21 protein-coding genes are annotated in these 22981 nt (G+C 68.0%); 14 read left to right on the forward strand and 7 right to left on the reverse strand.

From position 1 onward, the window contains the following. Window positions 1-3: 3 nt before the first annotated feature. From ACYQ7X_RS13540 to ACYQ7X_RS13570, 7 genes are read left to right on the forward strand one after another with little or no spacing between them, the layout of a single operon-like run. Window positions 4-744, forward strand: a complete 741-nt coding sequence (locus ACYQ7X_RS13540) for an ATP-binding cassette domain-containing protein (RefSeq protein WP_459697571.1) — start codon at window positions 4-6, stop codon at window positions 742-744. Beyond that, window positions 741-1745, forward strand: coding sequence for an ABC transporter permease (locus tag ACYQ7X_RS13545; protein ID WP_459697573.1), 1005 nt, complete (start codon window positions 741-743; stop codon window positions 1743-1745). The genes ACYQ7X_RS13540 and ACYQ7X_RS13545 overlap by 4 nt, the downstream gene beginning before the upstream one ends. Continuing rightward, window positions 1745-2812, forward strand: coding sequence for a phosphotriesterase family protein (locus ACYQ7X_RS13550; protein ID WP_459697574.1), 1068 nt, complete (start codon window positions 1745-1747; stop codon window positions 2810-2812). The genes ACYQ7X_RS13545 and ACYQ7X_RS13550 overlap by 1 nt, the downstream gene beginning before the upstream one ends. A gap of 15 nt (window positions 2813-2827) precedes the next feature. Further along, entirely contained in the window at window positions 2828-3598 is a 771-nt protein-coding gene (locus tag ACYQ7X_RS13555) for a glutamine amidotransferase (RefSeq protein WP_459697575.1), read from the forward strand. Further along, on the forward strand, window positions 3595-4281 hold the full coding sequence (locus ACYQ7X_RS13560) for a TenA family protein (protein ID WP_459697576.1): 687 nt from the start codon (window positions 3595-3597) through the stop codon (window positions 4279-4281). The genes ACYQ7X_RS13555 and ACYQ7X_RS13560 overlap by 4 nt, the downstream gene beginning before the upstream one ends. After that, window positions 4281-5126, forward strand: coding sequence for a BtpA/SgcQ family protein (locus ACYQ7X_RS13565; RefSeq protein WP_459697577.1), 846 nt, complete (start codon window positions 4281-4283; stop codon window positions 5124-5126). Before ACYQ7X_RS13560 ends, ACYQ7X_RS13565 begins: the two co-directional genes overlap by 1 nt. Continuing rightward, window positions 5123-6040, forward strand: a complete 918-nt coding sequence (locus tag ACYQ7X_RS13570; protein ID WP_459697578.1) for a PfkB family carbohydrate kinase — start codon at window positions 5123-5125, stop codon at window positions 6038-6040. Before ACYQ7X_RS13565 ends, ACYQ7X_RS13570 begins: the two co-directional genes overlap by 4 nt. A gap of 62 nt (window positions 6041-6102) precedes the next feature. Here the strand turns inward: ACYQ7X_RS13570 and ACYQ7X_RS13575 are convergent, their stop codons facing one another. After that, a complete protein-coding gene (locus tag ACYQ7X_RS13575) occupies window positions 6103-6936 on the reverse strand; it encodes an IclR family transcriptional regulator (RefSeq protein ID WP_459697580.1) in 834 nt (277 codons plus the stop codon). A gap of 111 nt (window positions 6937-7047) precedes the next feature. Between ACYQ7X_RS13575 and atzD the strand changes: the two genes are divergently transcribed. From atzD to ACYQ7X_RS13605, 6 genes are all read left to right on the forward strand, one after another. Continuing rightward, window positions 7048-8136 carry a cyanuric acid amidohydrolase gene (gene atzD, locus ACYQ7X_RS13580; RefSeq protein ID WP_459697581.1) on the forward strand — a complete coding sequence of 363 codons (1089 nt, stop codon included), beginning with the start codon at window positions 7048-7050 and terminating at the stop codon, window positions 8134-8136. 70 nt (window positions 8137-8206) lie between these two features. After that, complete coding sequence (locus ACYQ7X_RS13585) at window positions 8207-9229, forward strand: BMP family protein (protein WP_459697582.1); 1023 nt, start codon at window positions 8207-8209, stop codon at window positions 9227-9229. Window positions 9230-9261: 32 nt separating this feature from the next. After that, window positions 9262-10746 (forward strand): ABC transporter ATP-binding protein, encoded by a 1485-nt coding sequence (locus tag ACYQ7X_RS13590; RefSeq protein ID WP_459697583.1) that lies wholly within the window; start codon window positions 9262-9264, stop codon window positions 10744-10746. Further along, on the forward strand, window positions 10743-11816 hold the full coding sequence (locus tag ACYQ7X_RS13595; protein WP_459697584.1) for an ABC transporter permease: 1074 nt from the start codon (window positions 10743-10745) through the stop codon (window positions 11814-11816). Before ACYQ7X_RS13590 ends, ACYQ7X_RS13595 begins: the two co-directional genes overlap by 4 nt. After that, the gene (locus ACYQ7X_RS13600) at window positions 11813-12706 is read left to right on the forward strand and encodes an ABC transporter permease (RefSeq protein WP_459697585.1); all 894 of its coding nucleotides are present in this window, start codon (window positions 11813-11815) and stop codon (window positions 12704-12706) included. Before ACYQ7X_RS13595 ends, ACYQ7X_RS13600 begins: the two co-directional genes overlap by 4 nt. A gap of 5 nt (window positions 12707-12711) precedes the next feature. Beyond that, complete coding sequence (locus ACYQ7X_RS13605) at window positions 12712-14106, forward strand: amidase (RefSeq protein ID WP_459697618.1); 1395 nt, start codon at window positions 12712-12714, stop codon at window positions 14104-14106. 111 nt (window positions 14107-14217) lie between these two features. Here the strand turns inward: ACYQ7X_RS13605 and ACYQ7X_RS13610 are convergent, their stop codons facing one another. Together ACYQ7X_RS13610 and ACYQ7X_RS13615 are read right to left on the reverse strand one after the other, a co-directional pair. Further along, complete coding sequence (locus tag ACYQ7X_RS13610; RefSeq protein WP_459697586.1) at window positions 14218-15147, reverse strand: alpha/beta hydrolase; 930 nt, start codon at window positions 15145-15147, stop codon at window positions 14218-14220. Window positions 15148-15184: 37 nt separating this feature from the next. Further along, entirely contained in the window at window positions 15185-16063 is an 879-nt protein-coding gene (locus ACYQ7X_RS13615) for an NmrA/HSCARG family protein (RefSeq protein WP_459697587.1), read from the reverse strand. Window positions 16064-16099: 36 nt separating this feature from the next. On the opposite strand from ACYQ7X_RS13615, the gene ACYQ7X_RS13620 reads away from it, so the two are divergent. Next, window positions 16100-17080, forward strand: a complete 981-nt coding sequence (locus ACYQ7X_RS13620; RefSeq protein ID WP_459697588.1) for a LysR family transcriptional regulator — start codon at window positions 16100-16102, stop codon at window positions 17078-17080. Between the two features lie 28 nt (window positions 17081-17108). On the opposite strand, the gene ACYQ7X_RS13625 is transcribed toward ACYQ7X_RS13620, so the two are convergent. The 4 genes from ACYQ7X_RS13625 to dnaN form a co-directional block, all read right to left on the reverse strand. After that, window positions 17109-17804, reverse strand: coding sequence for an HAD-IA family hydrolase (locus tag ACYQ7X_RS13625; protein WP_459697589.1), 696 nt, complete (start codon window positions 17802-17804; stop codon window positions 17109-17111). Between the two features lie 347 nt (window positions 17805-18151). Next, on the reverse strand, window positions 18152-20605 hold the full coding sequence (gene gyrB, locus ACYQ7X_RS13630; protein ID WP_459697590.1) for a DNA topoisomerase (ATP-hydrolyzing) subunit B: 2454 nt from the start codon (window positions 20603-20605) through the stop codon (window positions 18152-18154). A 37-nt stretch (window positions 20606-20642) separates the two neighbouring features. Next, window positions 20643-21818, reverse strand: a complete 1176-nt coding sequence (gene recF, locus ACYQ7X_RS13635) for a DNA replication/repair protein RecF (RefSeq protein ID WP_459697591.1) — start codon at window positions 21816-21818, stop codon at window positions 20643-20645. Next, the gene (dnaN, locus tag ACYQ7X_RS13640) at window positions 21811-22938 is read right to left on the reverse strand and encodes a DNA polymerase III subunit beta (RefSeq protein WP_459697592.1); all 1128 of its coding nucleotides are present in this window, start codon (window positions 22936-22938) and stop codon (window positions 21811-21813) included. Before dnaN ends, recF begins: the two co-directional genes overlap by 8 nt. Window positions 22939-22981: the final 43 nt, after the last annotated feature.

Here is a 22981-nt window from a genome sequence, read left to right on the forward strand (position 1 = left end):
CTGATGTCTTTGCGCGGCATCCGTAAGATCTTCGGATCGAACACCGCGCTGCGTGATGTCGATCTCGATCTTTTCGGGGGCGAATGCCTCGGACTTGTCGGCGACAATGCCGCCGGCAAGTCCACCCTCAGCAAGGTGATGTCCGGCGCCTATCTGCCGGATGGTGGTGAGATCAGCCTGGCCGGCACGCCCATCCGCCTCTCGGGCCCGGCCGAAGCCCGCGCGCATCGCATCGAGATGGTCTACCAGGATCTCAGCCTCTGCGACACGGTGGACGTCGCCGGCAATCTCTTCCTCGGCCGCGAGATCACCCGCGGCGGCATGCTCGACAAGCCAGCGATGCAGCGCGAGGCACGTCGGATGCTCGACGCGCTCGACATCCGCATTCCGAACATGCGCGCGAAAGTCGCGATGCTCTCCGGCGGCCAACGGCAATCGATCGCCATCGCCCGCGCCGCCTCCTTCTCGCCGCAGGTACTGCTGCTCGACGAGCCGACCTCGGCGCTTGCGGTGGCGGAAGTGGAGGCGGTGCTCGCGCTCATCAACCGCGTGAAGGCGCAAGGTGTCGCCGTCGTGCTGGTGACGCATCGCCTGCAGGATCTGTTCCGTGTCTGCGACCGCATCGCCTTCATGTACGAGGGCAGCAAGGTCGCCGAACGGCTGATCGGAGAGACCGACCTGAACGAGATCGTCAGGCTCATCGTCGGTGGCAACCACGCCGCCGCTCTGGAGGGCGCAGGATGACCGATACGGCAACCGTGCCCAGCCGTACCCGGCCCTGGCACGACTTCCTGATCGAACATGCGCAGGTGCTCTCGATCGCGCTCTTCTTCATTCTGTGTTGCGCGCTCTTCGCCATCCTCTCGCCTTACTTCCTGCTGCCGGACAATCTCCTCAATGTCCTGCGGCAGCTGGCGCCGCTGCTCGTCACCTCCGTCGGGATGACCTTCGTCATCACCACGGGCGGGATCGATCTCTCCGTGGGTTCCATCGTCGCGCTCGCCAATGCCGTCTGCGCCATCGCGATCGGCGCCGGCGTGCCGTGGGAAATCGCCTCGCTTCTGGTCCTCGCGCTGGGCGCGCTTGCGGGCGCGGTGCAGGGCTGGTTCGTCGCCTCGGAAAAGATCCCGTCCTTCATCGTGACGCTTGCCGGGCTTTCGATGATGCGCGGCCTGGCATTGCTGCTGACGCGCGGCTACTCGATCCCGATCGACCAGCCATCCAGCGCGCTGTTCCTCACCCTCGGGCGGGGCTGGGTGGCGGGGCTGCCGATCCCGGCGATCCTCGCGGTCATCATCCTCGCAATCGGCGTCTTCGTGCTGCGGGAGACGCGCTACGGCCGCTATGTCACCGCGGTCGGCGCCAATGCGGAAGCCGCACGGCGCGTCGGCATCCGATCGGTCGCCGTCATCATCTCGGCCTTCGTCATCACCGGTGTCGCCTCCGCTTTCGCGGGCCTGCTCATCGCGGCGCGCCTCGGCTCGGGCTCCTCCAACGCGGCGGAGGGTTTCGAATTGCAGGTCATCGCGGCCGTGGTGCTCGGCGGCACCTCGCTCCTCGGCGGCACCGGCACGATCCTCGGCACCATGCTTGGCGCGCTGACGATCGGCGTGATCGGCAACGGGCTCATCCTCATCCATACCTCGCCCTTCCTGGTGCAGATTGTGACGGGCGCGATCATCCTCCTCGCCATCTGGCTCAATACGCGCATCTTCTCCCGCCTCTCGGCTGGCAGGCGGCGATGATGAGCGAACTCTCGCCCGCCCATATCGGATCGGGGCAGGTGATGACCGTGCTCGGCCCGATCGCGGCCGAGGCCATGGGTGTCACGCTGATGCATGAGCATCTGCTGAACGATTGCCGTTGCTGGTGGCACAAGCCGCGCGAGCCGGAGCGCCAGCGGCTTGCCTGCGATCCGGTGCATCCCGGCATCCTCGGCGAATTGCGGATGGACCCTTTCGTCAATCTCGACAATTGCCGGCTGGATGACGAGCGGTTGGCGATCGCGGAACTGCTGCCGGTCGCGGCGCTTGGCGGCCGCACGGTGGTCGATCCGACCTGCGCCGGCATCGGGCGTGATCCCCTCGCGCATCAGCGCATCGCCCGGGAAACCGGCTTGCAGATCATCACCGGCGGCGGCTTCTACCTTGGTGCTTCGCATCCGCCGCGGCTTGCCGGCATGTCGGCCGAAGCGATCGCCGACGAGATCGTGGCCGAAGCGCTGGACGGTATCGGCGATAGTGGCGTGCGCATCGGCATCATCGGCGAAATTGGTGTCTCGCCCGATTTCACGGCGGCCGAGGAACGGTCTCTCCGCGGTGCCGCGCAAGCCCAAGCCCGCTGCGGCCTGCCCTTGATGGTGCATCTGCCGGCCTGGTTCCGCCATGGGCATCGGGTGCTCGATATCGTGGAGGCGGAGGGCGGGGCGCTCCGCCACACCGTGCTCTGCCACATGAACCCCTCGGGCAAGGACTTGGCCTATCAATCGGCGCTGGCCGAGCGCGGCGCCTTCCTCGAATACGACATGATCGGCATGGACTTCTTCTACGCCGACCAGGGCGTGCAATGTCCGTCAGACGAGGATAACGCAACTGCCATCGCGGGGCTGATCGCTGCCGGGCATCTCGGCCGCCTGCTGCTCTCGCAGGATGTCTTCCTCAAGATGATGCTCACCCGCCATGGCGGCTTCGGCTACGCCTATCTGCAGAAGCACTTCCTGCCGCGCCTGCGCCGCCATGGCGTCGGGGAAGATGCCATCATGCAGCTGATGATCGACAATCCCCGCGCTGTCTTCTCCGCGCGGGGCGACTGAAAGGACGGGTTGACCGTGACGAAAACCAAAGTGCTGCTGGTGGGTGAAAGCTGGGTGAGTGCCGCGACCCACTTCAAAGGTTTCGACCAGTTCGGCAGCGTCACCTTTCACCTGGGTGCGGAGCCGCTCGTTGCGGCACTCGCGGATTCGCCTTTCGAGCTGACCTATATGCCGGCGCATGAAGCGGCGGAGGGCTTTCCCTTCGAGGCGGCGGGGCTCGCGCAATACAGGGCCATTCTGCTCTCGGATATCGGTGCCAATACCTTGCTGCTCCCGCCTTCGGTCTGGCTGCACGGCAAGCCGGTGCCCAACCGCCTCAAGCTGCTCCGCGATTGGACGGCGGCAGGCGGCGGGCTCGCCATGATCGGCGGCTATTTCAGCTTCCAGGGGATCGACGGGCGGGCCCGCTGGCACCGCACGCCGGTCGAGGACGCGCTGCCCGTCACCTGCCTCGCCCAGGATGACAGGCTTGAGATCCCCGAAGGCTTCCGGCCGCAGATCGACGAGCCTGCGCATCCGATTTTCGCCGGGATCGAGGGCGAATGGCCGCTCCTCCTCGGCGCCAACGAGGTGACCGTCAAGCCAGGTGCCGCGGTTCTCGCGCGCCTGCCGGCGGGTGAGGGCGGCTTTCCCCTGCTCGTCACCGGAAGCCACGGGCAGGGCCGCACGGCTGTCTGGACGTCCGATATCGGGCCGCATTGGCTGCCGAACGATTTTCTCGCCTGGGAGGGCTATGGGCGGCTGTGGCGCAACCTGCTCGCCTGGCTGACGGAGCCGGCGCGGTGAGCGGCGAGCGCCTCTCCGCCTGGCTACGCGCCGAGAATGAGCAAGCCTGGCAGGCGATGCAGACGCATCGCTTCGTGCGGGATATCGAGCAGGATCGGCTGCCCGAGGATGCGCTGCGGCGGTATTTCTATTTCGAGCATGCGTTTGTCGAAACCGCCGTGCTCATCTTCGCGCATGCTCTGCTCAAGGCGCCCGGCTTCGCCGCCCAGCGTAAGCTGATCGGCACGCTCCATGCGCTGGCCGAGGATCAACTCGTCTGGTTCGAAGCGTGTTTTGCAGCACTTGGTATTGATGCGGCATCCGACGCACCGGCCTTGCCCGAGGCGGTGCGGCGCTTCGCCGATGGCATGCTGGCGATTGCGCGCGAGGGCGATTATGCCGCGATCGTGACGATCATGCTGGCGGCGGAATGGATGTATGCAACCTGGTGCGAGCGCGCGGCGCGCGGCCGCATCACGGCGCCTACGCTGCGCGCCTGGGTCGATCTGCATGCCGCTGCGGATTTCGTCCAGGGCGCTGAATGGCTGCGCGCCGAGGTGGACCGTGCCGGCGCCAGCCTGGATCGCGCCCGATGGCGCGACCTTTCCAACCTCTTCGGGCGCGCCCTGCTGCTCGAGATCGATTTCCACGAGGCAGCCTATGATACGAGCTGGCCCGTGCCCCGCATGAAGGAGCCGGCGTGATGACCGCGAAGCCCGTCTTTCGCCCCAAGCCGCATGCGCTGGAAGCGCTCTTCGGCCGCCGCAAGGTGGTGATCGGCGTCATCCATTCCCGGCCTCTGCCGGGTGCGCCGGCCTATGAGGGCGAGAGCATGGCGAGCATCGTGGATTATGCGGTGGAGGAAGCGCGCCGCTACGAAGCCGGCGGCCTCGACGGGCTGATCGTCGAGAATCACGGAGACATCCCCTTCATCAAGCCGGACCAGCTCGGCCCCGAGACGGCGGCCTGCATGGCCGTGATGACGGATGCGGTGCGCCGCGCGAGCCGCCTGCCGGTCGGCGTCAATGTGCTGGCCAATGGCGCCATCCAGGCTTTCGCGATCGCCAAAGCGGCGGGCGCCGCCTTCATCCGCGTCAATCAATGGACCAATGCCTATGTCGCCAACGAAGGCTTGATGGACGGGCTCGCCGGCCAGGCCATGCGCTACCGTGCCGCGCTGCAGGCCCGTTCGGTGCGGGTGTTCGCCGATGTCCATGTCAAGCACGGGGCGCATGCGATCACCGGGGATCGGTCAATTCCCGAACTCGCCCGCGATGCGGAGTTTTTCGACGCCGATGTGGCAATCGCCACCGGCCAGCGGACGGGCGATGCCGCAACGCCCGAGGAGATTAGCGCCATCGCGGAAGGCTGCAGCCTGCCCGTCGTCATCGGCTCCGGCGTGACGCCGGGCAATATCGGCGAGATCCTCTCGCTCGCCGATGGCGTCATCATCGCAAGCTACCTCAAGCAAGATGGCGTCTGGTGGAACCCGGTGGACCCCGAGCGCGTGCGCGCCTTCATGGGCGAGGCCGAGCGGGCGCGCGCATGAGCCGGCTTTTCGTGCTTGGCAATGCCGGGCTCGACGTGACCTTGACGATGGGGCGCATGCCCTACCCGGGTGAAACGCTGATTGCCGACCGCGCGGCACGCGCGCCGGGCGGCAAGGGGCTCAACCAGGCGGTGACGGCGGCACGGGCGGGGGCGGATGTCGTGCTCGCGGCCGCCATCGGCCGCGATGCCGAAGCGGCCCGCCTGTCCGAGGCGCTGGGCCGCGAACCGCTGGGCTTCGCGCCGCTTTACGTCGATGCGCCGACGGATCTGTCCCTCATTCTCGTGACCGCGGAGGGCGAGAATTGCATCGTCACCGCCGGTGCCGCGGCGGCCGCCTATCCGGCGGAGGAGGCCGCGCGCTTCGGCAGGACGGTCGGGCCCGGGGACTGGCTGCTGATGCAGGGCAACCTCTCGGAGGCCGCGACCCGCGCCGCCATGCAGGCGGCGAGGGGGCGGGTGATCCTCAACACCGCGCCGCTCATCTGGCCCATCCTGCCTCTGCTGCCGCTCTGCGATCTCGTCATCGCCAATGCCGTGGAAGCAAAGAGCCTCACGGGGCTGGAGGCGGAGGAGGCGGCCTGCGCGCTGATCGAGGCCGGTGCGCAGGCCGCGATCGTCAGCCTCGGCGGCGCGGGGGCCGCCCTGGCGGAGCGGGATGCGGATGGCGCCGCGCGCGCCCTTCGCTTGCCCGCGCATCCTGCGGCCGTGGTGGTGGACAGTTCGGGGGCGGGCGATACGCTCTGCGGCGTCATCGCCGCCGCGCTCGCCTCCGGCGTGCCGCTCATCCTTGCGCTGGACCGGGCGCAGCAGGCGGCGGCGCTGACCGTGGGGCGGCCGGGGGCCTTCGCGGCGCTGCCGACCGCGGCGGAACTCGGCAATGCCGAACTCCCTGGCCCTGCTGCGCCCCCCTGACCCTCCGCCCAAATGCCGCGCGGCAAGGCCGGCCGCGGCGGGCCTGGCGGGCGCAATGGCGTTCAACCCAGCCTTGCCGAAGCGGCTGAACCGCCCATCTCCGCTGTCACCCGCTCGCCGCAAAGACGGACCAGGGCGGAGACGGCGGGAAGCCGGGCTGGCGTGATGCGGGCGGAAGGCCCCGCGATCGAGAGTGCCGCCTGCACCGCACCCGCTTCGGTGAAGATGGGTGCCGCGACGCAGCGCAGCCCGAGCGAGAACTCCTCATTGTCGATCGAGACGCCCTCTGCTCGGATGCGCGCGAGTTCCGCTTCGAGCGCGTCGGGCCTGGTGATCGTGCGCTCGGTATAGCGGCGGAGGCCCCGGCGCGTGATCAGCGCCTGCATCTCCTGCGGGTCCATATAAGCGAGGATCGCCTTGCCGGCGGCCGAGCGGTGCAACTCCACCCCGCTGCCGGGGCGTGAAATGGCGCGCACCATCTGCTGGCTCTGCACCTGCGCCATGCAGATCACCTCCTCCCGATCGAGCACGAAGAGGTTGGTGGTCTCGCCTGTCTCGCTCATCAGCCGCCGCATATGGGGGAGTGCGAGCGAGACGAGATCGCGCGTGCGGGTGAAGGCACTGCCTACGAGAAAGGCACCGACGCCCACCTGCCAGGCCATGCTCGTGGGCTCGAAGCGCACGAAGCGCGCATGCTGCAGGGTGGTCAGCAGCCGATGGGCGCTCGATGGCGGCAGCCGGACACGGCGGGCGAGATCGGTCAGCGTCAACCCCTCGTCACTCGCTGCCAGTTCTTCGAGGAGCGCGAGCGCCCGCGTGATCGACTGCACGCCGCTGCCGCGCTCGGCCGCAGCGCCCTCTTCCGCCTTGGCCTCGTTCTTGCGTGGCCGCGCCATGGCACCCTCCATCCGATGGGGCGTTATTCCACATCGTGAAAAGAATTCCAAAATATTTGCGCAGCGCAGCACAACCCGTTCAAGCTGCGTGATCAGTCGAAGGAGCGGGCGATGCAGATCGGCCTCCACACCTTGCCCATGGCGAGCCCGAGCGATGTTTCGGCCCTGAGCCAACTCATCGAGAGCGGCGTCGTCGATCCGCGCGAGATCGTCGCCCTCATCGGCAAGACCGAGGGGAATGGCGGCGCGAATGATTTCACGCGCGGCTTCGCAACACTCGCCTTCTCCCTCCTGCTGGCACGCCATCTCGGTATCAGCCCTGAGGCGGTGACGGAGCGGATTGCCTTCGTCTGGTCCGGCGGCACGGAAGGCGTGCTCAGCCCGCATGCGACGCTGTTTACCCGGTCGTCGGGCGGCGTGCCTGTGCCGGGCCAGAAGCGCCTCGCCCTCGGCATCGGGCTGACGCGCGCCTTGCAGCCGGAGGAGGTGGGGACGTTGACGGAGGTGCGTCTGGTGGCCGAGGCCGTGCGCGCGGCGCAGGCGGAGGCCGGCATCGAGGAGGCGCGCGACGTTCATTACGTGCAGGTCAAAGGCCCGCTGCTGACGCCAGCCTTGGTGCAAGATGCGGCACGCCGCGGCGTGCGGCTGGTGACGACCGACCCCAATGGTTCGAAGCCCTATGCCCGGGGGGCAACCGCGCTCGGCGTCGCTCTGGCCCTCGGCGAGATCGCCGAAGATGCGCTGGCGGAGGGGGTGATCGCGCAAGCGATGGATCTCTATTCGGAAGTGGCGAACACTTCGGCCGGCGGGGAGCTGCGCCATTGCGAAGTGCTGCTCTTCGGCAATTCCCCCGCCGCGACGGGATCGTTGCGCATCGGCCATGCGGTGTTGGAGGACGTGATCGACGCTGCCGCCGTCGGCCGTGCGGCGCGCGATGCAGTCGGCGACGAAGCGGGCGCCGGCGATGCGCGCATCGCCGCGATCTTCGCCAAGGCCGAAGCGCCGCCCGGCGGCATGCTGCGTGGGCGGCGGACGACGATGCTGTCGGATGCCGATATCAATTACGAGCGCCATGCGCGCGCGGCCCTCGGCGCTGTTCTCGCCTCCGTCACGGGTGATCCGGCAATCTTCATCTCCGGCGGCACGGAACATCAATGCCGCCCCGGCCAGGCGCCGATCGCCGCCATCGTCAGCCTATGAGACGGGGAGCCGACTGCGCGCGGCCGGGCGCCCCCGATCTCCTGGTTCATTTTCAGAAAGAGGTTGCCCCATGCTGATCATGCGTCTGCCCCGCGCCGCACGCCTCATGGCTGCCGGTTTCGCCTTGCTGATGGGAAGTGCCACGCTCGGCATGGCGCAGGCGGCCGAGCCCAAGGCCGCGATCCTGCTGCCCGGCAGCATCAACGACCAGAGCTGGAACGCGCTCGGTTACCAGATCATCGAAAGCCTCAAGCCGCACGGCTTCAAGGTATCCTACACCGAGAATGTCGCCGATGCCGATGAGGCCGATGCGCTGCAAAGCTATGCGAGCCAGGGTTATCTCATCGTGCTCGGCCATTCGGGCCGCTTCGTCTCCGCCATGGAGCAGGTCGCACCCGATTTCCCGAAAACCCAGTTCATCGCGGTGAGCGGCAATGAGGGCCAGGCACCCAATGTCATGTCGATCGACTGGAACAATGCCCAGTTCGGCTGCCAGCTCGGCCTGCTCGCCGCGCGCATGAGCAAGACGCATAAGGTGGGCGGCGTCTATGGGTTGCAGGGCGTGCCCAACATCACCGCCCAGGCCGGCGCCTTCCGCATCTGCGCGGAGAAGGCGGGCGCGCATGTCACCATCATCTACATCAAGGATATGGAGGATTCGGCCGAGGCGAAGGAGGCGGCGCTCTCCATGATCGACCAGGGCGCCGATGTGTTGACGGGCAAGCTCAACGCGGCCGAAGCCGGGCTTGTCGAAGCCGCGAAAGAACGCCACGTCTATGTCACCGGCCGGGGCTACGACCAGACGAAGATCGCGCCCGATCTCGTGCTCACCAATATCCTGGAAGACTGGCCGGCGATGATCGGTCATACGGCGGATGCGGTGAAGGCCGGCAAGCTCTTCGGCACCTTCGTGCAATATGGCTACAACACTGCGCCGGTGACGGGCGCGACCTTGGGCTATAAGCCGGGTGAGACCTTCAACCCCGTGGTGCCGGCATCCGTGCAGAAGGAGATCACCGCCATGGGCGAGGCTTTCGCGGCGGGCAAGCTCTCGATCGTGCCGACCGCGCATGACGCGCGGCCCGGCGGCTGAGCGAAGGCTGAGCGCGCGAAGGATAGGCGCGGATGGCCGCTCTTCTCGAAATGCGCGGCATTGTGCGGAGCTTCGGCGCGCTCCGCGCGAATGACGGCATCAGCCTCGACGTCCATAAGGGCGAGATCCTCGGCCTGCTCGGTGAAAACGGCTCGGGCAAGAGCACGCTCATGAAAGTGCTCTTCGGCATGCTGCGGCCGGATGAGGGCGGCATCGTCTTTCGCGGGCGCGAGCTTTCCGACCATCGGCCGCGGGAAGCGATGGCGGCCGGCATTGCGATGATCCATCAACATTTTATGCTGGTCGATGCGATGACGGTGGTCGAGAACGTCATGCTCGGCTGGGAGGAAGCGGGCTGGCGCCTGGCGGTGGACGAGACCGCGAAGCGCATCCGCGCGACGAGCGAGCGCCTGGGGCTCGCGCTCGATCCCTTCGCCCGCGTGGGCGATCTGCCGCTCGGCCGCCGCCAGCGCGTCGAAATCCTCAAGGCGATCCTGCGGGATGCGGAACTGCTCATCCTCGACGAGCCGACCTCCAACCTGGCACCTGCCGAAGTCAGCGAACTCCTCGCGATCCTCAAGCGGCTGCGCAGTGAGGGGAAGGGGATCATCTTCATCACCCACAAGCTGCCCGAGGTGCTGGCGGTCTGCGATCGCGTGGTCGTGCTGCGGGCGGGCCGCGTTGCGGGCACCCGGCCGGTAACGGGCGCCCGGCGGGAGACGCTCGCCGCCCTCATGGTCGAGCAGGATGTCGCGCCACCGGCCTTGCCACCCTCGGCGGTGGGGGGCGAACGCCTCAGCCTGCGGGCCTTGCGCGCGCCGGGGCTGGGGCCGCTCGACCTCGATATCCGCGCGGGCGAAATCCTGGGGCTCGCCGGCGTCGATGGCAACGGTCAGCTTGAGCTTGCCGAAACCATCGCGGGTTTGAGGAAGGCCACATCCGGGCAGATCCTGCTCGACGGGCGGGAGATCACCCGCCGAAGCGCGGCCGGGCGGGTCGCGGCCGGGCTCGCCTATATGCCGGCGGATCGCGCCACCACCAGCCTCGTCCCCGGCATGACGATCGCCGAAAACCTCATGCTGCGGGATAGCCGGCGCCCGCCCTATAGCCGGCACGGCCTGTTGCGCCGGGCCCCGAGCCTCGCCCATGCAAACGCGCTGATGCGCCGCTTCGATATCCGCGGCACCTCGCCCCGCACGCGCACGGGCCAGCTCTCGGGCGGCAACCGGCAGAAGATCGTCATCGCGCGCGAGCTGGATCGCGCGCCCGGCGTATTGATCGCGCATCAGCCGACCTGGGGGCTCGACCCGGGCGCCACGCGCTTCGTGCTCGACCAGATGATCGCGCTGCGGGCGGCGGGTGCGGCCGTGCTCTACATCTCCTCGGAACTCGAAGAAGTGCTGGCGATCAGCGATCGCGTGGCTGTGCTCGCGGATGGCAGGATCGCAGGTGTGCGGGATCGTGCGGCGGTCGATCCCGCGGAGCTTGGCCTCTGGATGTCAGGCCGGGCGGCATGAGCCGCAGCACATCCCCGGCCGCGCCAAGTGCCGCGCCGCCCCAGGCTGCGCGCCGGCTCCGCCTCGTCTTCCGGCGGGAAGGCGTATTGCCCCGTATTCTGATCGCGCTCGGCCTCTCTCTGGTGGCAGCCGCGCTGCTGATTGCGGCAGCGGGTGGCAATCCAGCGACCGCTTTCCGGGCGATGCTGCTTGGTGCCTTCGGCTCGCCCTATCGCATCGGCACGCTTCTGAACCGCACCTCGCCTTATTTGCTCTCGGGCGCGGGGCTCGCGCTTTGTTTTCGCGCCGGCGTCATCAATATCGGGGCGGATGGGCAGATCGCGCTCGGCGGTGTGGGGGCGACCGCCGCCGTGCTCGCCTGGCCTGCCGCGCCCTCGCTGCTTTCCTGCGTCGTCGCCATGGTGGCAGCGGCACTTTGCGGCGCGCTCTGGTCCGGCATCGCGACGGCACTGCATCTCGGGCGGCGCGTGCATGAGGTGCTGGCGACGCTGCTGCTGAATTTCGTGGCGCTGCTCCTCGTGCAGCTGCTGCTCTCGGGTCCGCTCGGCCAGCCGGGGGCGGGTTTCCTGCAATCGCCGCTGCTGCCACGGGCAGACTGGCTTTGGCAGATGCCGCGCTTCTTCTTCCATGCCGGCATCCTGATGGGCCTGGTGGCCGCCGTGCTGCTCTCCCTCCTGCTGTGGAAGACGCCCTTCGGCTTTGCCATCCGCGTCACCGGCCAATCCCGCAAGGCCGCGAGCTATGCCGGGTTTTCAGCGGCCGGGGTCACCTGGGGCGTCATGCTCATCGCGGGCGCGCTCTCGGGGCTTGCGGGTGGCGCCGAAGTGCTCGGCCTGCATCACCGCCTGATCGAGGGGTTCTCGGCCGGCTTCGGTTTCAAGGCCGTCACCGTCGCGCTGCTCGGCGCGCTGGAACCGCTCGCCGTCATTCCGGCCGCTCTCTTTATTGGCGCGCTCGAAACCGGGGCGCTTGCCATGCAATGGCAGACCGGCGTGCCCTCATCCGTCGTCACCGTCATGGAGGCGCTGACCATGCTCTTCATCCTCGCCGCCATGGTGCGCCGGGCATGATCGACTATCTCGCCGCTGCCATCCGCATCGCGACGCCGCTCGTCTTCGCGGCCCTCGGCGGCATCCTCTCCGAGCGTGCCGGGGTCTTCGCCGTCGGGCTCGAAGGGATGATGCTGATGGGGGCTTTCGGCGCCGTCGTCGGCACCTTTGCCGCGGGTAGCGCGCTCGCCGGCCTGCTGCTCGCGATCCTTGCCGGTGCGGCGCTGGCGCTCGCCATCGCGATCGTCGCCGTGCGCTACCGGGCGGACAATATGGTGACGGGGCTGACCGCCAATCTCCTCGCCCTCGGCCTCACCACTTATCTCATGCAGATCGTGGCGGGGCATCAGGCGATCCAGGTGACACCCTTGGCGGCCTGGGCGATACCGGGGCTCGCGCGCCTGCCCGGACTCGGCCCGCTCTTCTTCGACCATCCGCCGCTCACCTATCTCGCCGTGCTCGGCTGCGGTCTGCTTTCCTATCTCCTCTACCGCACGCGCACCGGGCTCTGGCTGCGGGCGGTCGGCGAGAACCCGGAGGCGGTCTTCGCGGCTGGCGCCAATCCGATGGCGATCCGCATCTGGGCGATCGTCGCCGGCGGCGGCATCGCGGGGCTCGGCGGGGCCGTGCTTTCGCTACAGCAGGTCGGCACCTTCACCGACGGCATGACCGGCGGGCGCGGCTATCTGGCGCTCGCTTCGCTGATCGTCGGGCGCTGGAACCCCTGGGGCGCGGCGCTCGCCTGCCTGCTCTTCGGCGCCGCCGAAGCGCTCGAATTCCGGCTGCAAAGCTTCGCCATCCCCGTCAGCTCCTATGTGGTGCAGATGCTGCCCTATCTCATCGCGCTTGGGGTGCTCGCCGGCCTTGGCCGGGGGAGCCGCCTGCCGGCCGCCATCGGCAAGCCGCTGTGACGGCCATGTCAGACGAGGGGATACCGAACGAGATCGCGGCTGTGGCGGAAGCGCTTCGCGCCGGCCGGCTGACGGCGGCGGCACTGCTGGACCGCACGCTCGCCCGCATCACGGCCGAGGACAGCGCGATCGGCAGCTTCGTCGCGATCGACGAGCCGGGCGCCCGGCTTGCGGCGGAGGAGAGCGACCGCAGGCTTGCCGCCGGGGCCGCACGCTCCCCGCTCGAAGGCATTCCCCTCTCGATCAAGGACAATATCCTCGCGGCCGGCCTGCCGGCGAGCTGGGGAAGCCGGGCGCTTGCCACCTTTCGACCGGAGACGGACGAGCTGCCGGTGGCCCGGCTGCGCGCGGCGGGCGCGGTGATCCTCGGCAAGACCAACGTGCCGGAACTCACCCTCGAAGGCTATACGCGGAACGATCTCTTCGGCGTCACGCGCAATCCCTGGAACCTGGCACTCACCCCCGGCGGCTCTTCAGGCGGGGCGGCGGCGAGCGTGGCGGCAGGCTTCGTGCCGGCGGCGATCGGCACGGATGGCGGCGGCTCCATCCGGCGCCCGGCCAGCCATACCGGGCTGATCGGCTGGAAGCCCTCGGCCGGCGCCATTCCACGGATCGACGGCTTCCCGCCCATCCTCGGCGATTTCGAGGTGATCGGCACGCTGACGCGGAGCCTCGCCGACCTCCGCATTCTGGACATGATCTTGCGTGCGCCGGATGCGCGGGATCCGCGCTCGCTTGTGAGTCGCGCCGAGGGGCCGGGCAGGGCAGGGCGGCTTCGGGTGCTCTCCGTGCCGCGTTTCGGCGCATCGCCGGTTGACCCCGAGGTTGCGTCGGCCACGGCCGACTTCGCCACAGCGCTCCGCGAGAGCGGGGCCGAGGTACAGGAGGGTGGGCTCTTCTTCGATTTGCAGACGATGGGCGAGATCTGGCGTGTCGTCTCTCGCGCGGGCGTCGCCTCCTTGCTGCGGCTCTATCCCGATCTGCCCATGAAGGCGGGGGAGACGGCGCGCGCCATGCTGGCCGAAGGCGCGGGTATCACAGGTGCCGAATTAAGTGCGGCTTTGCAGGAGGTCGGGCGGCTCCGCCAGCATCTGGCCACGCTGTTTCGCGCGCATGATCTGGTGCTGACGCCGACGGCCGCTGCCCTGCCCTGGCCGGCGGAGGAGCCCTATCCGCAGGTGATCGAGGGCATGCCCGCCGGCCCGCGCGACCATGCCGTCTTTACCGGCTGGGTGAATATCGGCGGGCTGCCGGCGATCAGCCTGCCGGTCGCGCTCTCGCGGTCCGGCCTGCCGATCGGCGTGCAGCTGGTCGGCGGCTTCGCCCAGGATGATGCGCTCTTGGCAGCGGTCGCCCGGCTCGCTCATCTGCTCCGGGCGGATCGCCCTGGTCTGCTGTAAGCCGGGCCGGGTGCTACCAGGTCATCAGCGGCGCTTTGCGCGGCCAGGTATCGGTGGCGAGCCGCTGCACGACGAAATCCGCGAGATCGGCGCGCGCGATGGCCGCTCTGCTCATGGCGGGGACGCTTGGGTGAGCCGCTGGCGGAGGAAATCCCCGATAGCGTTCACCGACTGCTCGGCCGCGCGAAACTGGCCGAGGGAGGATTGGAAGACATGCGGCATGCCCTCCCAGATCGAGAGCGTGATCTCCACCCCCGCCGCGCGCGCCCGCTCGGCGTAGCGGATGGAATCGGCGAGCAGCACTTCGTCGTCACCCACATCGATGCGGATGGGCGGCAGGCCGCCGAGGGGCGCATAGAGCGGCGATGCCTTGGGGTTCGCGGCATCCTGGCCCTGAAGATAGAGATCCGCGAAGCCCTGGAGTACGTCGCGCGTGAAGATCGGGTCCGCCGCCGCCCTCGTCTCGAAACTATCACCGGTGAGCGCCAGATCGGTCCAGGGTGACATTACCGCCGCGCCGGCCGGCCGCACCACGCCCTTCGTCTTGTCGGCGGCGAGGATCGAGAGCAGCGCCAGCGTCAGACCGCCGCCCGCCGAGTCACCCGCGACCAGGATCCGCTCGGCCCCCTCCGCCGCGAGGCCGCGATAGGCGGCGACGGCATCGTCGATCGCGGCCGGAAACGGGTGCTCGGGCGCCAGCCGATAGTCGGGCACAAAAGCATCGGCGCCGACGCGAGCGGCGATCTGGCCCGCGAAATGCGATAGCGCCTGGGCCGAGCCGAGCACATATCCGCCACCATGCAGATAGAGGATGCGCGCGCCCGGTCGGGCCTTCGCCGGCCGAAGCCACAAGCCCGCAATGCCGCTGACGGTCGCGGGCTCCACCCGCACATCTGCTGCCGCAGGGGTCACGGCAAGCATGGCGTCGAACATCGGCCGCGCCTCGGGCCCGAGGGTCTCACCCTTATGGGCCGAGGCGGCCTTGCGCATCGCGGCCAAGGCCGGCGCATCTTCGGGCGAGAGGGGGTGGAAGCTCTTCATGGCAGGTCTCCCAGGTGAGGGGCTACAGTTGCGGGGCTTAGCCACGCGCCCATTGGCTCGCCGCATCGCTGGCAAAGGATGCGTAGGAGCGCGGGGCACGACCGAGGAGCGCGGTCAGGCGGGCGATATCCTCCGCGGTCGCCACCGCGCCATCCGTCTGGTAGCGGGCGAACATCAGGCGGAGGTCGAGCGCATGCCAGGCCGGCAGCATGCTCTTCATGCGCTGTTCCATGGCGGCGAGATCGTCACCGCCATACCGGATCGCGCGGCTGAGCGCCTTGCTCCAGAGAGCGGCGATATCGTCGCCGGTCAGGCTGTCCGGCCCGACCAGGGCGTAGGTCTCGCGGCCGAGCGGCGTCGCGGCCTGTTCACGGCGCAGCAGCTCGATGGCGGCGGCTTCGCCGATGTCGCGGATATCGACCATCGAGACGCCCTTGGCGCCGATCGGCGCGCCATAGACGCCGGCCTTCAGAAGCCCGTCTTTCTGACGAAGATCGTTCTGGATGAAATAGGCGGGGCGCAGGATCGTCGCGGGCAGTTCGAGCGCCGCGATCATCCGCTCGACCGTGTATTTGCCGGCAAAATGCGGCACATCGGCATAGGCTTCGCCGCCGAAGACCGAGAGATAGACGATGCCTTTGACGCCGGCCTCGCGGGCGAGCGTCAGGGTCAGCATCGCCTGGGTCAGTTCATCGGCGACATTCGGGACGAGCAGGAACAGCGTGCTGACGCCTCGCAGCGCCGCCCGCACCGAGTCCGGATCAGCGAGGTCGCCGCGCACCGCGCTTACGCCAGCGGGAAACTGCGCCGTTTCGGGCGAGCGCGTCAGCGCGCGGACATCGGCCTGGTGGCCCTGAAGATGCGCGAGGACCTGCGCCCCGATGGTGCCCGTGCCGCCTGTGACGAGAATGGTCATGTCGAAATCTCCTGATGAGGTTGCGAGCCGGATGGCTTGAGGGTCAAAATAGGCGTTTCGTTTTTATCCAATAGACGCCAATTTCGAGATCGACCGTCTCAAATCCGGAACATCTCGATGGATCTTCAGGCTCTGTCCGACTTCGACCTTGTCGCATCCCATGGCGGGTTCGGCCGCGCCGCCCGGCAGTCCGGCCGCTCCAAAGCCACGCTCTCGCGACGGGTTGGCGAACTCGAGGAAAGCCTCGGCGTGAGGCTCATCGAGCGCGGAGCCCAGAGCCTGCGATTGACGGAGGAAGGACGGGCGCTTCACGAGCGTACCCATGGGCTGCTGAGTGACATCACCGAGGCCGGAGAGGCGGTCGTCCTCGGCGCATCCACGCCGAAAGGCCGGCTGCGGGTCAGTGCGCCGGTTGTCTTCGCGCATGTGGCGCTGCCCCGCATCGCCGCGCGCTTCGCTCTGACCTATCCGGAAGTACAACTCGAGATCGTGGCCGAGGACCGCAAGGTCGATCCGGTCGAAGATGGCTATGATCTGATCATCCGGATCGACCCCTCGCCCGATGAGCGCCTGGTCGGCCGCCGCTTTCTCAACGATGAACGCCTCATCGTGGCGCCGCCCGGCATGCCGCGCCCCGTTCCCGGCGCGGATGACGAGGAGGTGTCGGTTGCGGCGGTTTTGCTCTCGGCGGCGCAGCCCGGCACGCCTTGGCGGATGAGGTCCGGAGCGGAGGCAGAGATGGTCCTGCGGCCAGCGCCGATCCTTCGCCTCTCTTCGCTCCTGATGGTGCGCGACGCGGTTCTGGCCGGCGCTGGTGCCGCCTTGCTGCCGAAGCTGCTTGTCGCCGAAGACATCGAGTGCGGCAGGCTGGCCTATTGGGGAAAGCATGCCGGCCCGACGGTCGAAATCTGGGCGCTGCAAAGTTCACGCCGCCTGGTCGGCGCCAAGATACGCGCCTTCCTGGACGTAGTTGAGAAAGCATTTCCCGAGAAGCGCTTCGACACGAATGCGCTCTGACGCCCTCGACGAGGGCGAGCCCGGATGGTCAGGCGAGGAGTTCAGGCAAACCCGTCAGGTCAGGCAAGACGGCGTCTGGCGTCCAGTCGGGGTTGAGCGCTTCGCCCAACCGGTCGATCCACACCGCGCGGATGCCCAGTTCGTGACAGACCTTCAGGTCAGTGACCTGTCCCATGCCGACGTGAACAGTCTCATCCGGCGTGACACCGATCGCGGCATGGGCATGACGAAAGAGCTGATGATCCGGCTTGTAGGCTTTCGCCTGCTGAGCGGTGACCACGCAGCCGATCGGAACGCCGATCGCGCCAACGGTTCCGGCGATCAGATCGTCGTCCGTATTGCTGATGATCGCGAGGCGAAACCGGGCGCGCAGGCGCTGCAACGCCGCCGGCACCTCCGGGTGGGGCGGGATGGTGCGAAGGTGCGACAGGAGCTTTTCCCCGTCATCCGGACCTATGGACAGCCTCCTCACGGCCAGCACCTCGGCCAGGCTCGATTGCAGGATGGTTTTGTAATCCCGGAACGGCGGGCGTTGTTGCTGCTCCATCGATAGGGTTCGCAGCGCCGAGACAGTATCGGCGACCAGACCCTTGTTCAGGCCGTCAGCCCCGACATGCTTCGCGAGGACCGAACGGACCGCCGCTTCCAAGGCGCTGTGCCATTGCACCAAGGTGCCGTAGCAGTCGAAGGTGATGACCTTCGGCTTGAGGCCTAAGCTGGGCATGGACTATCCCTCCTTGCGAACAAGTCGCAGTCCCGCAGCCGATCGCGCTCGCGGCGTGCGTGATGGCCAAGACCTTGCCTTCGATGCCCGCCGCGATGCGCCCTCATAAGGAATGAAAGAAGATGGGGTGATCGCCGCTGCTGTCCAGATGATCAGTCTGCGATCGGTCAAGCCGATGGCGGCTCCGGCTTGGAACAATGAGCAGAACTATGAGGTACTCTGTAGGTCTGGACCTGTCTCTTGAGGACGATCCGCTGAACTCTTTGAACGCAGACGGCCTGCAATCTTCCTTTGCAGCCCAATGCTAGCGGAAGATTGCAGGATGATGCAGCGCGGGACACCCGCGCTCAGATGTCGAGATTGGCCACTTTCAGCGCGTTGCCGACGATGAATTCGCGGCGCGGTTCCACCACATCCCCCATCAGCGTCGCGAAGACCTGCGCCGCCTCCTCGGCATCGCCGATCTTGACCTGCAGTAGCGTGCGCATCTTGGGGTCGAGCGTGGTTTTCCATAGTTGCTCGGGGTTCATTTCGCCCAGGCCCTTGAAGCGCTGGATCGTCAACCCCCGGCGGCCATGGGCGAGGATCGCCTCGAAGGCAGCGGCGGGGCCGGCCACGCGATCCTCCCGATTGTCGAGCTTGAGCAGCGCACCCTCGGCGAACTCGCTCGCGATACGGCCGCGCCGCTCGGCCAGCCAGCGCGCATCGGCGCTCCGCAGCGTTGCCGCATCAAGCCCGTAGCGCTCGCCCACGCCGCGCAGGCGGCGGGCGACGGTGATGCCGCTCATGAGGTCTCCGGTGCCGATCCAGCCACCTTCACCATCGAGCAGCAGGGCGTTGAGCCGTTCGGCGAGCGTCTTGGCCTGGGCGAGGGCTTCCTCATCCGTCGCCGGCACGCCGAGCGCGCCGGTGATCGCCGCCTGCTCGATGATGGGGAGCGGCGCCGCCGGCGTCAGCCTGCGCACCCGCGTCCAGGCTTCGCGCAGGAAGCTCACCGCCTCCTGCAATTCCTCGGCCGTGAGAACGCGGCCATCGGCATAGGTCAGCCGCGCCTCGGCCAGCGCCTTGCCGAGCAGGAAGTCTTCGAGCGCGCGGTCATCCTTGAGGTAGCGTTCGTCATTGCCGCGCTTGGCGCGATAGAGCGGCGGCTGGGCGATATAGAGATGCCCGCGGGCGATAAGCTCGGGCATCTGGCGGAAGAAGAAGGTGAGCAGCAGGGTGCGGATATGCGAGCCGTCCACATCCGCATCGGTCATGATGACGATGCGATGATAGCGCAACTTATCGACGTTGAAGCCGCCCTGGTCGATATCGCCATTGCCGATGCCGGTGCCGAGCGCGGTGATGAGGGTACCGATTTCGGCGCTGCCGAGCATGCGGTCGAAGCGCGCCCGCTCGACATTGAGGATCTTGCCTTTGAGCGGCAGGATCGCCTGGAACTTGCGGTCCCGCCCTTGCTTGGCGGAGCCGCCGGCCGAATCCCCCTCGACGATGAAGATCTCGCATTTCGAGGCATCGCGCTCCTGGCAGTCCGCGAGCTTGCCGGGAAGCGTTGATACGTCAAGAACACCCTTGCGCCGGGTAAGCTCGCGCGCTTTGCGCGCTGCTTCGCGGGCGCTTGCCGCATCCATCACCTTCTGGATGATGCCGCGCGCCTCCTTCGGATGGGTTTCGAGCCAATGGCCGATAGCATCCGCGACCACCGACTGCACCACCGGCGTCACTTCCGAGCTGACGAGCTTTTCCTTGGTCTGCGAGGAGAATTTCGGATCGGGCACCTTGACGGAGAGCACCGCCGTCAGCCCCTCGCGCATATCGTCCCCGGTCAGCGCCAGGCTATCCTTCTTGCCCATGCTGTCGGCATAGCGCGTCACCATCCGCGTCAGTGCCTGGCGGAAGCCGGAGAGATGCGTGCCGCCATCGCGCTGGGGGATGTTGTTCGTGAAACACAACATCGTCTCGTGGTAGGAATCGTTCCAGGAGAGCGCGAATTCCACCCGGATGCCGCTTGCCTTATCCTCGGTATTGCCGGTCAGCGGCGGCGTGAAGATGGGCGCGCGCGCGCGGTCAAGCCATTCGACGAAGGCGACGAGCCCGCCCTCGTAGAAAAACCGCGTCTCGACGGCCGGCGTGTGCCGCTCGTCGCGGAGCGTGATGTCGAGCCCGGAATTGAGAAAGGCAAGTTCGCGCAAGCGTCGTTCGAGGATCGCGTAATCGAATTCGACCTTGGTGAAGGTGCCGGCGCTTGGCTTGAAGCTGATCTCGGTGCCTTGCGGCCGGGAAGAGGGGCCGATGCGGCGCAGCGGCGCATCAGGCTCGCCATGCTGGAAGCGCATGTGGTGCTCTTCGCCCTCGCGCCAGATCCGCACCTCCATCCATTCCGACAGCGCGTTGACGACGGCCGCGCCCACGCCATGCAGGCCACCGGAAACCTTGTAGGAATTCTGGTTGAACTTGCCGCCCGCATGCAGCTTGGTGAGCACGAGCTCGGCGGCCGAGATGCCTTCCTCGGGATGGATATCGGTCGGGATGCCGCGGCCATTGTCGATCACCGTCACCGAGCCGTCGCCATTGAGCGAAACCTCGACCTTGGTCGCGAAGCCGGCCTGCGCCTCGTCCACCGCATTGTCGATGATCTCGAAGGCCATGTGATGCAGGCCGGAGCCGTCATCCGTGTCGCCGATATACATCCCCGGGCGCTTGCGCACCGCATCCAGCCCCTTGAGGACGGAAATCGAGGCGGCATCATAGGCCTGGTGTTCGGGGATCGGCTCAGGCGTCGGCGCGGCGGAATCGGACATGCCGAGGAAAACTCCGGAATGCAGGGGATAGAACAGATTATAGCGATTCTTGCGCGCCGGGCCTAGCGAAACCCGGGTCCGGCTCAAGCCCTGCCGCCATGCAGCAGGCGAATTCGGCCAAGCCCGCGAGGGGCGCGAAAGCCTCCGCATCGGTGCCGGTGAGGAAGGCCTGGCCGGGCAGGCGGGTGAGTGCGTCGAGCAGCGCCCGCCGCCGCTCGGCATCGAGATGCACGAGCGGCTCGTCGAGCAGCAGGAAAGGGGCGAAGCCGCGCGCCGCGGCGATCACCAGGGCATGGCCGAGGACGAGGCCGAGGAGCAGCGCCTTCTGCTGCCCGGTGGAGGCGAGGGCGGCCGGGCGGCCGGTTTCGAGATCGGCGAGGGCGAAATCGCTGCGATGGGCGCCGAGGCTGGCGCTGCCGGCGGCGGCATCGGCGGCCCGGCTGCGCGCCAGCTGCTCGCGCAGCCAATCTTCGACCGCGAGGGCCGGCGCCTCGTCGAGCCTGGCGGCGATCGGGCAGAGGAGGGCGAGGCGGGCCGCGGGGAACGGCGCCACCGCGCCTTCGGCCAAGTGCCCATTGAGCCGCAGCACCAGCGCCCGGCGCGCGGCCGCGGCGGCCACCGCATGGCGTGCCATGCCATCTTCCAGCCCGGCGAGCCAGGCCGGATCGCCGCGGCCTTCCGCCAGCAGGCGGTTCCGCCGCGTCATCGCCGCATCATGCGCGGCGACATCCCGGGCATGGCCGGGATCGAGCGCCCAGACCAGGCGATCGAGGAAGCGGCGCCGGCCGCCGGCGGCTTCCCCGAAAAGCCGGTCCATCTGCGGGGTGATCCAGCTCAGCGCGATATGGGAGGCGAGTTCCGCCTGGGTGGCGGCCGCCTGGTCGATCCGCACCACCCGTCGCTCGCCGCCTTCGGGCGCGCTGCCGGTGCCGATCTGCACTTCTTCGAGCAGGCCCGGGTTGCGCAGGCGGCCGGAAATCGCCCAGCCCACCTCGCCTCCCGGCCGCTTGCGGGGGAATTCGCCGACCCGCGCCTGGCGCAGCCCGCGCCCCGGCCCGAGCAGGGAAATCGCTTCCAGAAGATTGGTCTTGCCCGAGCCGTTGGGCCCGGTGATGACGCAGATCGGCGCCGCCGGCCGCCAGGAAAGGGCGGCGTAGCTGCGAAACTCCGTCAGATCGAGGCGGGTGAGCCGGAAGGCGGCGGGATCAGACACGCATCGGCATGAGCACGTAGAGCGCGCTCTCATCCCCCGCATCCCGCACGATGGTGGGGGCTGCGCCATCGGCGAAGAGGAATTCGACCTCGCCGCCGATCTGGTCCGTGATGTCGTTGAGATAGCGCGCCTGGAAGCCGATTTCGAGCGGGCCGGCGGAATAGGAAACCCGCCCGCCATCCAGCTCCTCGGTGGCCGAGCCCTGCTCGGGGCTCGCGGCCGAGAGGGTCAGCCGGTCCTGATCGAGCGCGATCTTCACCGGGCGGGAGCGTTCCGTGGAGATGGCCGAGACGCGGGCGACCGCCTCAGCGAAATCCTTCTTGTCCACCCGCAGGATCTTGTCGTTGCCGCGCGGGATGACGCGCTCGTATTCGGGGAAGGTGCCGTCGATCAGCTTGCTCGTCAGCCGCACGGGGCCCAGGGTGAACTGGATGCGGGTATCCGAAAGCCCGATCTCCACCTCCTCCTGGCCTTCGTCGAGCAGCTTGCGGGCTTCGAGCACCGTCTTGCGCGGGATGATGACGCCCGGGATCTCCTCGGCGCCCGCGGGCAGCGGCTCCTCCACACGGGCGAGGCGGTGCCCGTCGGTCGCGACGGCGCGCAGCCGCTTGGCGCCATCGGCGCCGGCGGCCACGTGCAGGTAGATGCCGTTGAGATAGTAGCGCGTCTCCTCGGTGCTGATGGCGAAGCGCGTGCGGTCGATCATGCCGCGCAGCAGCTGGGCGGAGAGCTTGAAGTTATGCGGCAGGCTGCCCGCCGTCATCGACGGGAAATCCTCCACCGGCAGCACCATGATGCTGGTGGCGTAGCGGCCGGCGCGCAAGGAGAGCGGCGCATCCCCGCCCGGATGGTTGAGTTCGACCTCGGCCGATTCCGGCAGTTTGCGCACGATCTCATAGAGCGTCGCGGCAGGCGCCGTCGCCGCGCCTTCCTGCAGGGCATTGGCCGCCACCTGCTCGACGATGGCGATTTCCATGTCGGTCGCGGTGAGGCTGAGGCCGCCATCCTTCACCGTCATCATGAGGTTGGCGAGGATGGGGATGGTGTTGCGCTTCTCGACCACGCTCTGGACATGGGCGAGGGCTTTGAGCAGCACCGCACGCTCGGCCTTGAATTTCATGGTCGCACCTCAGATCGCCAGAAGGGCGCGCACATTAGCAAGA

It is taken from the genome of Acidisoma sp. C75 (genome assembly GCF_054665095.1).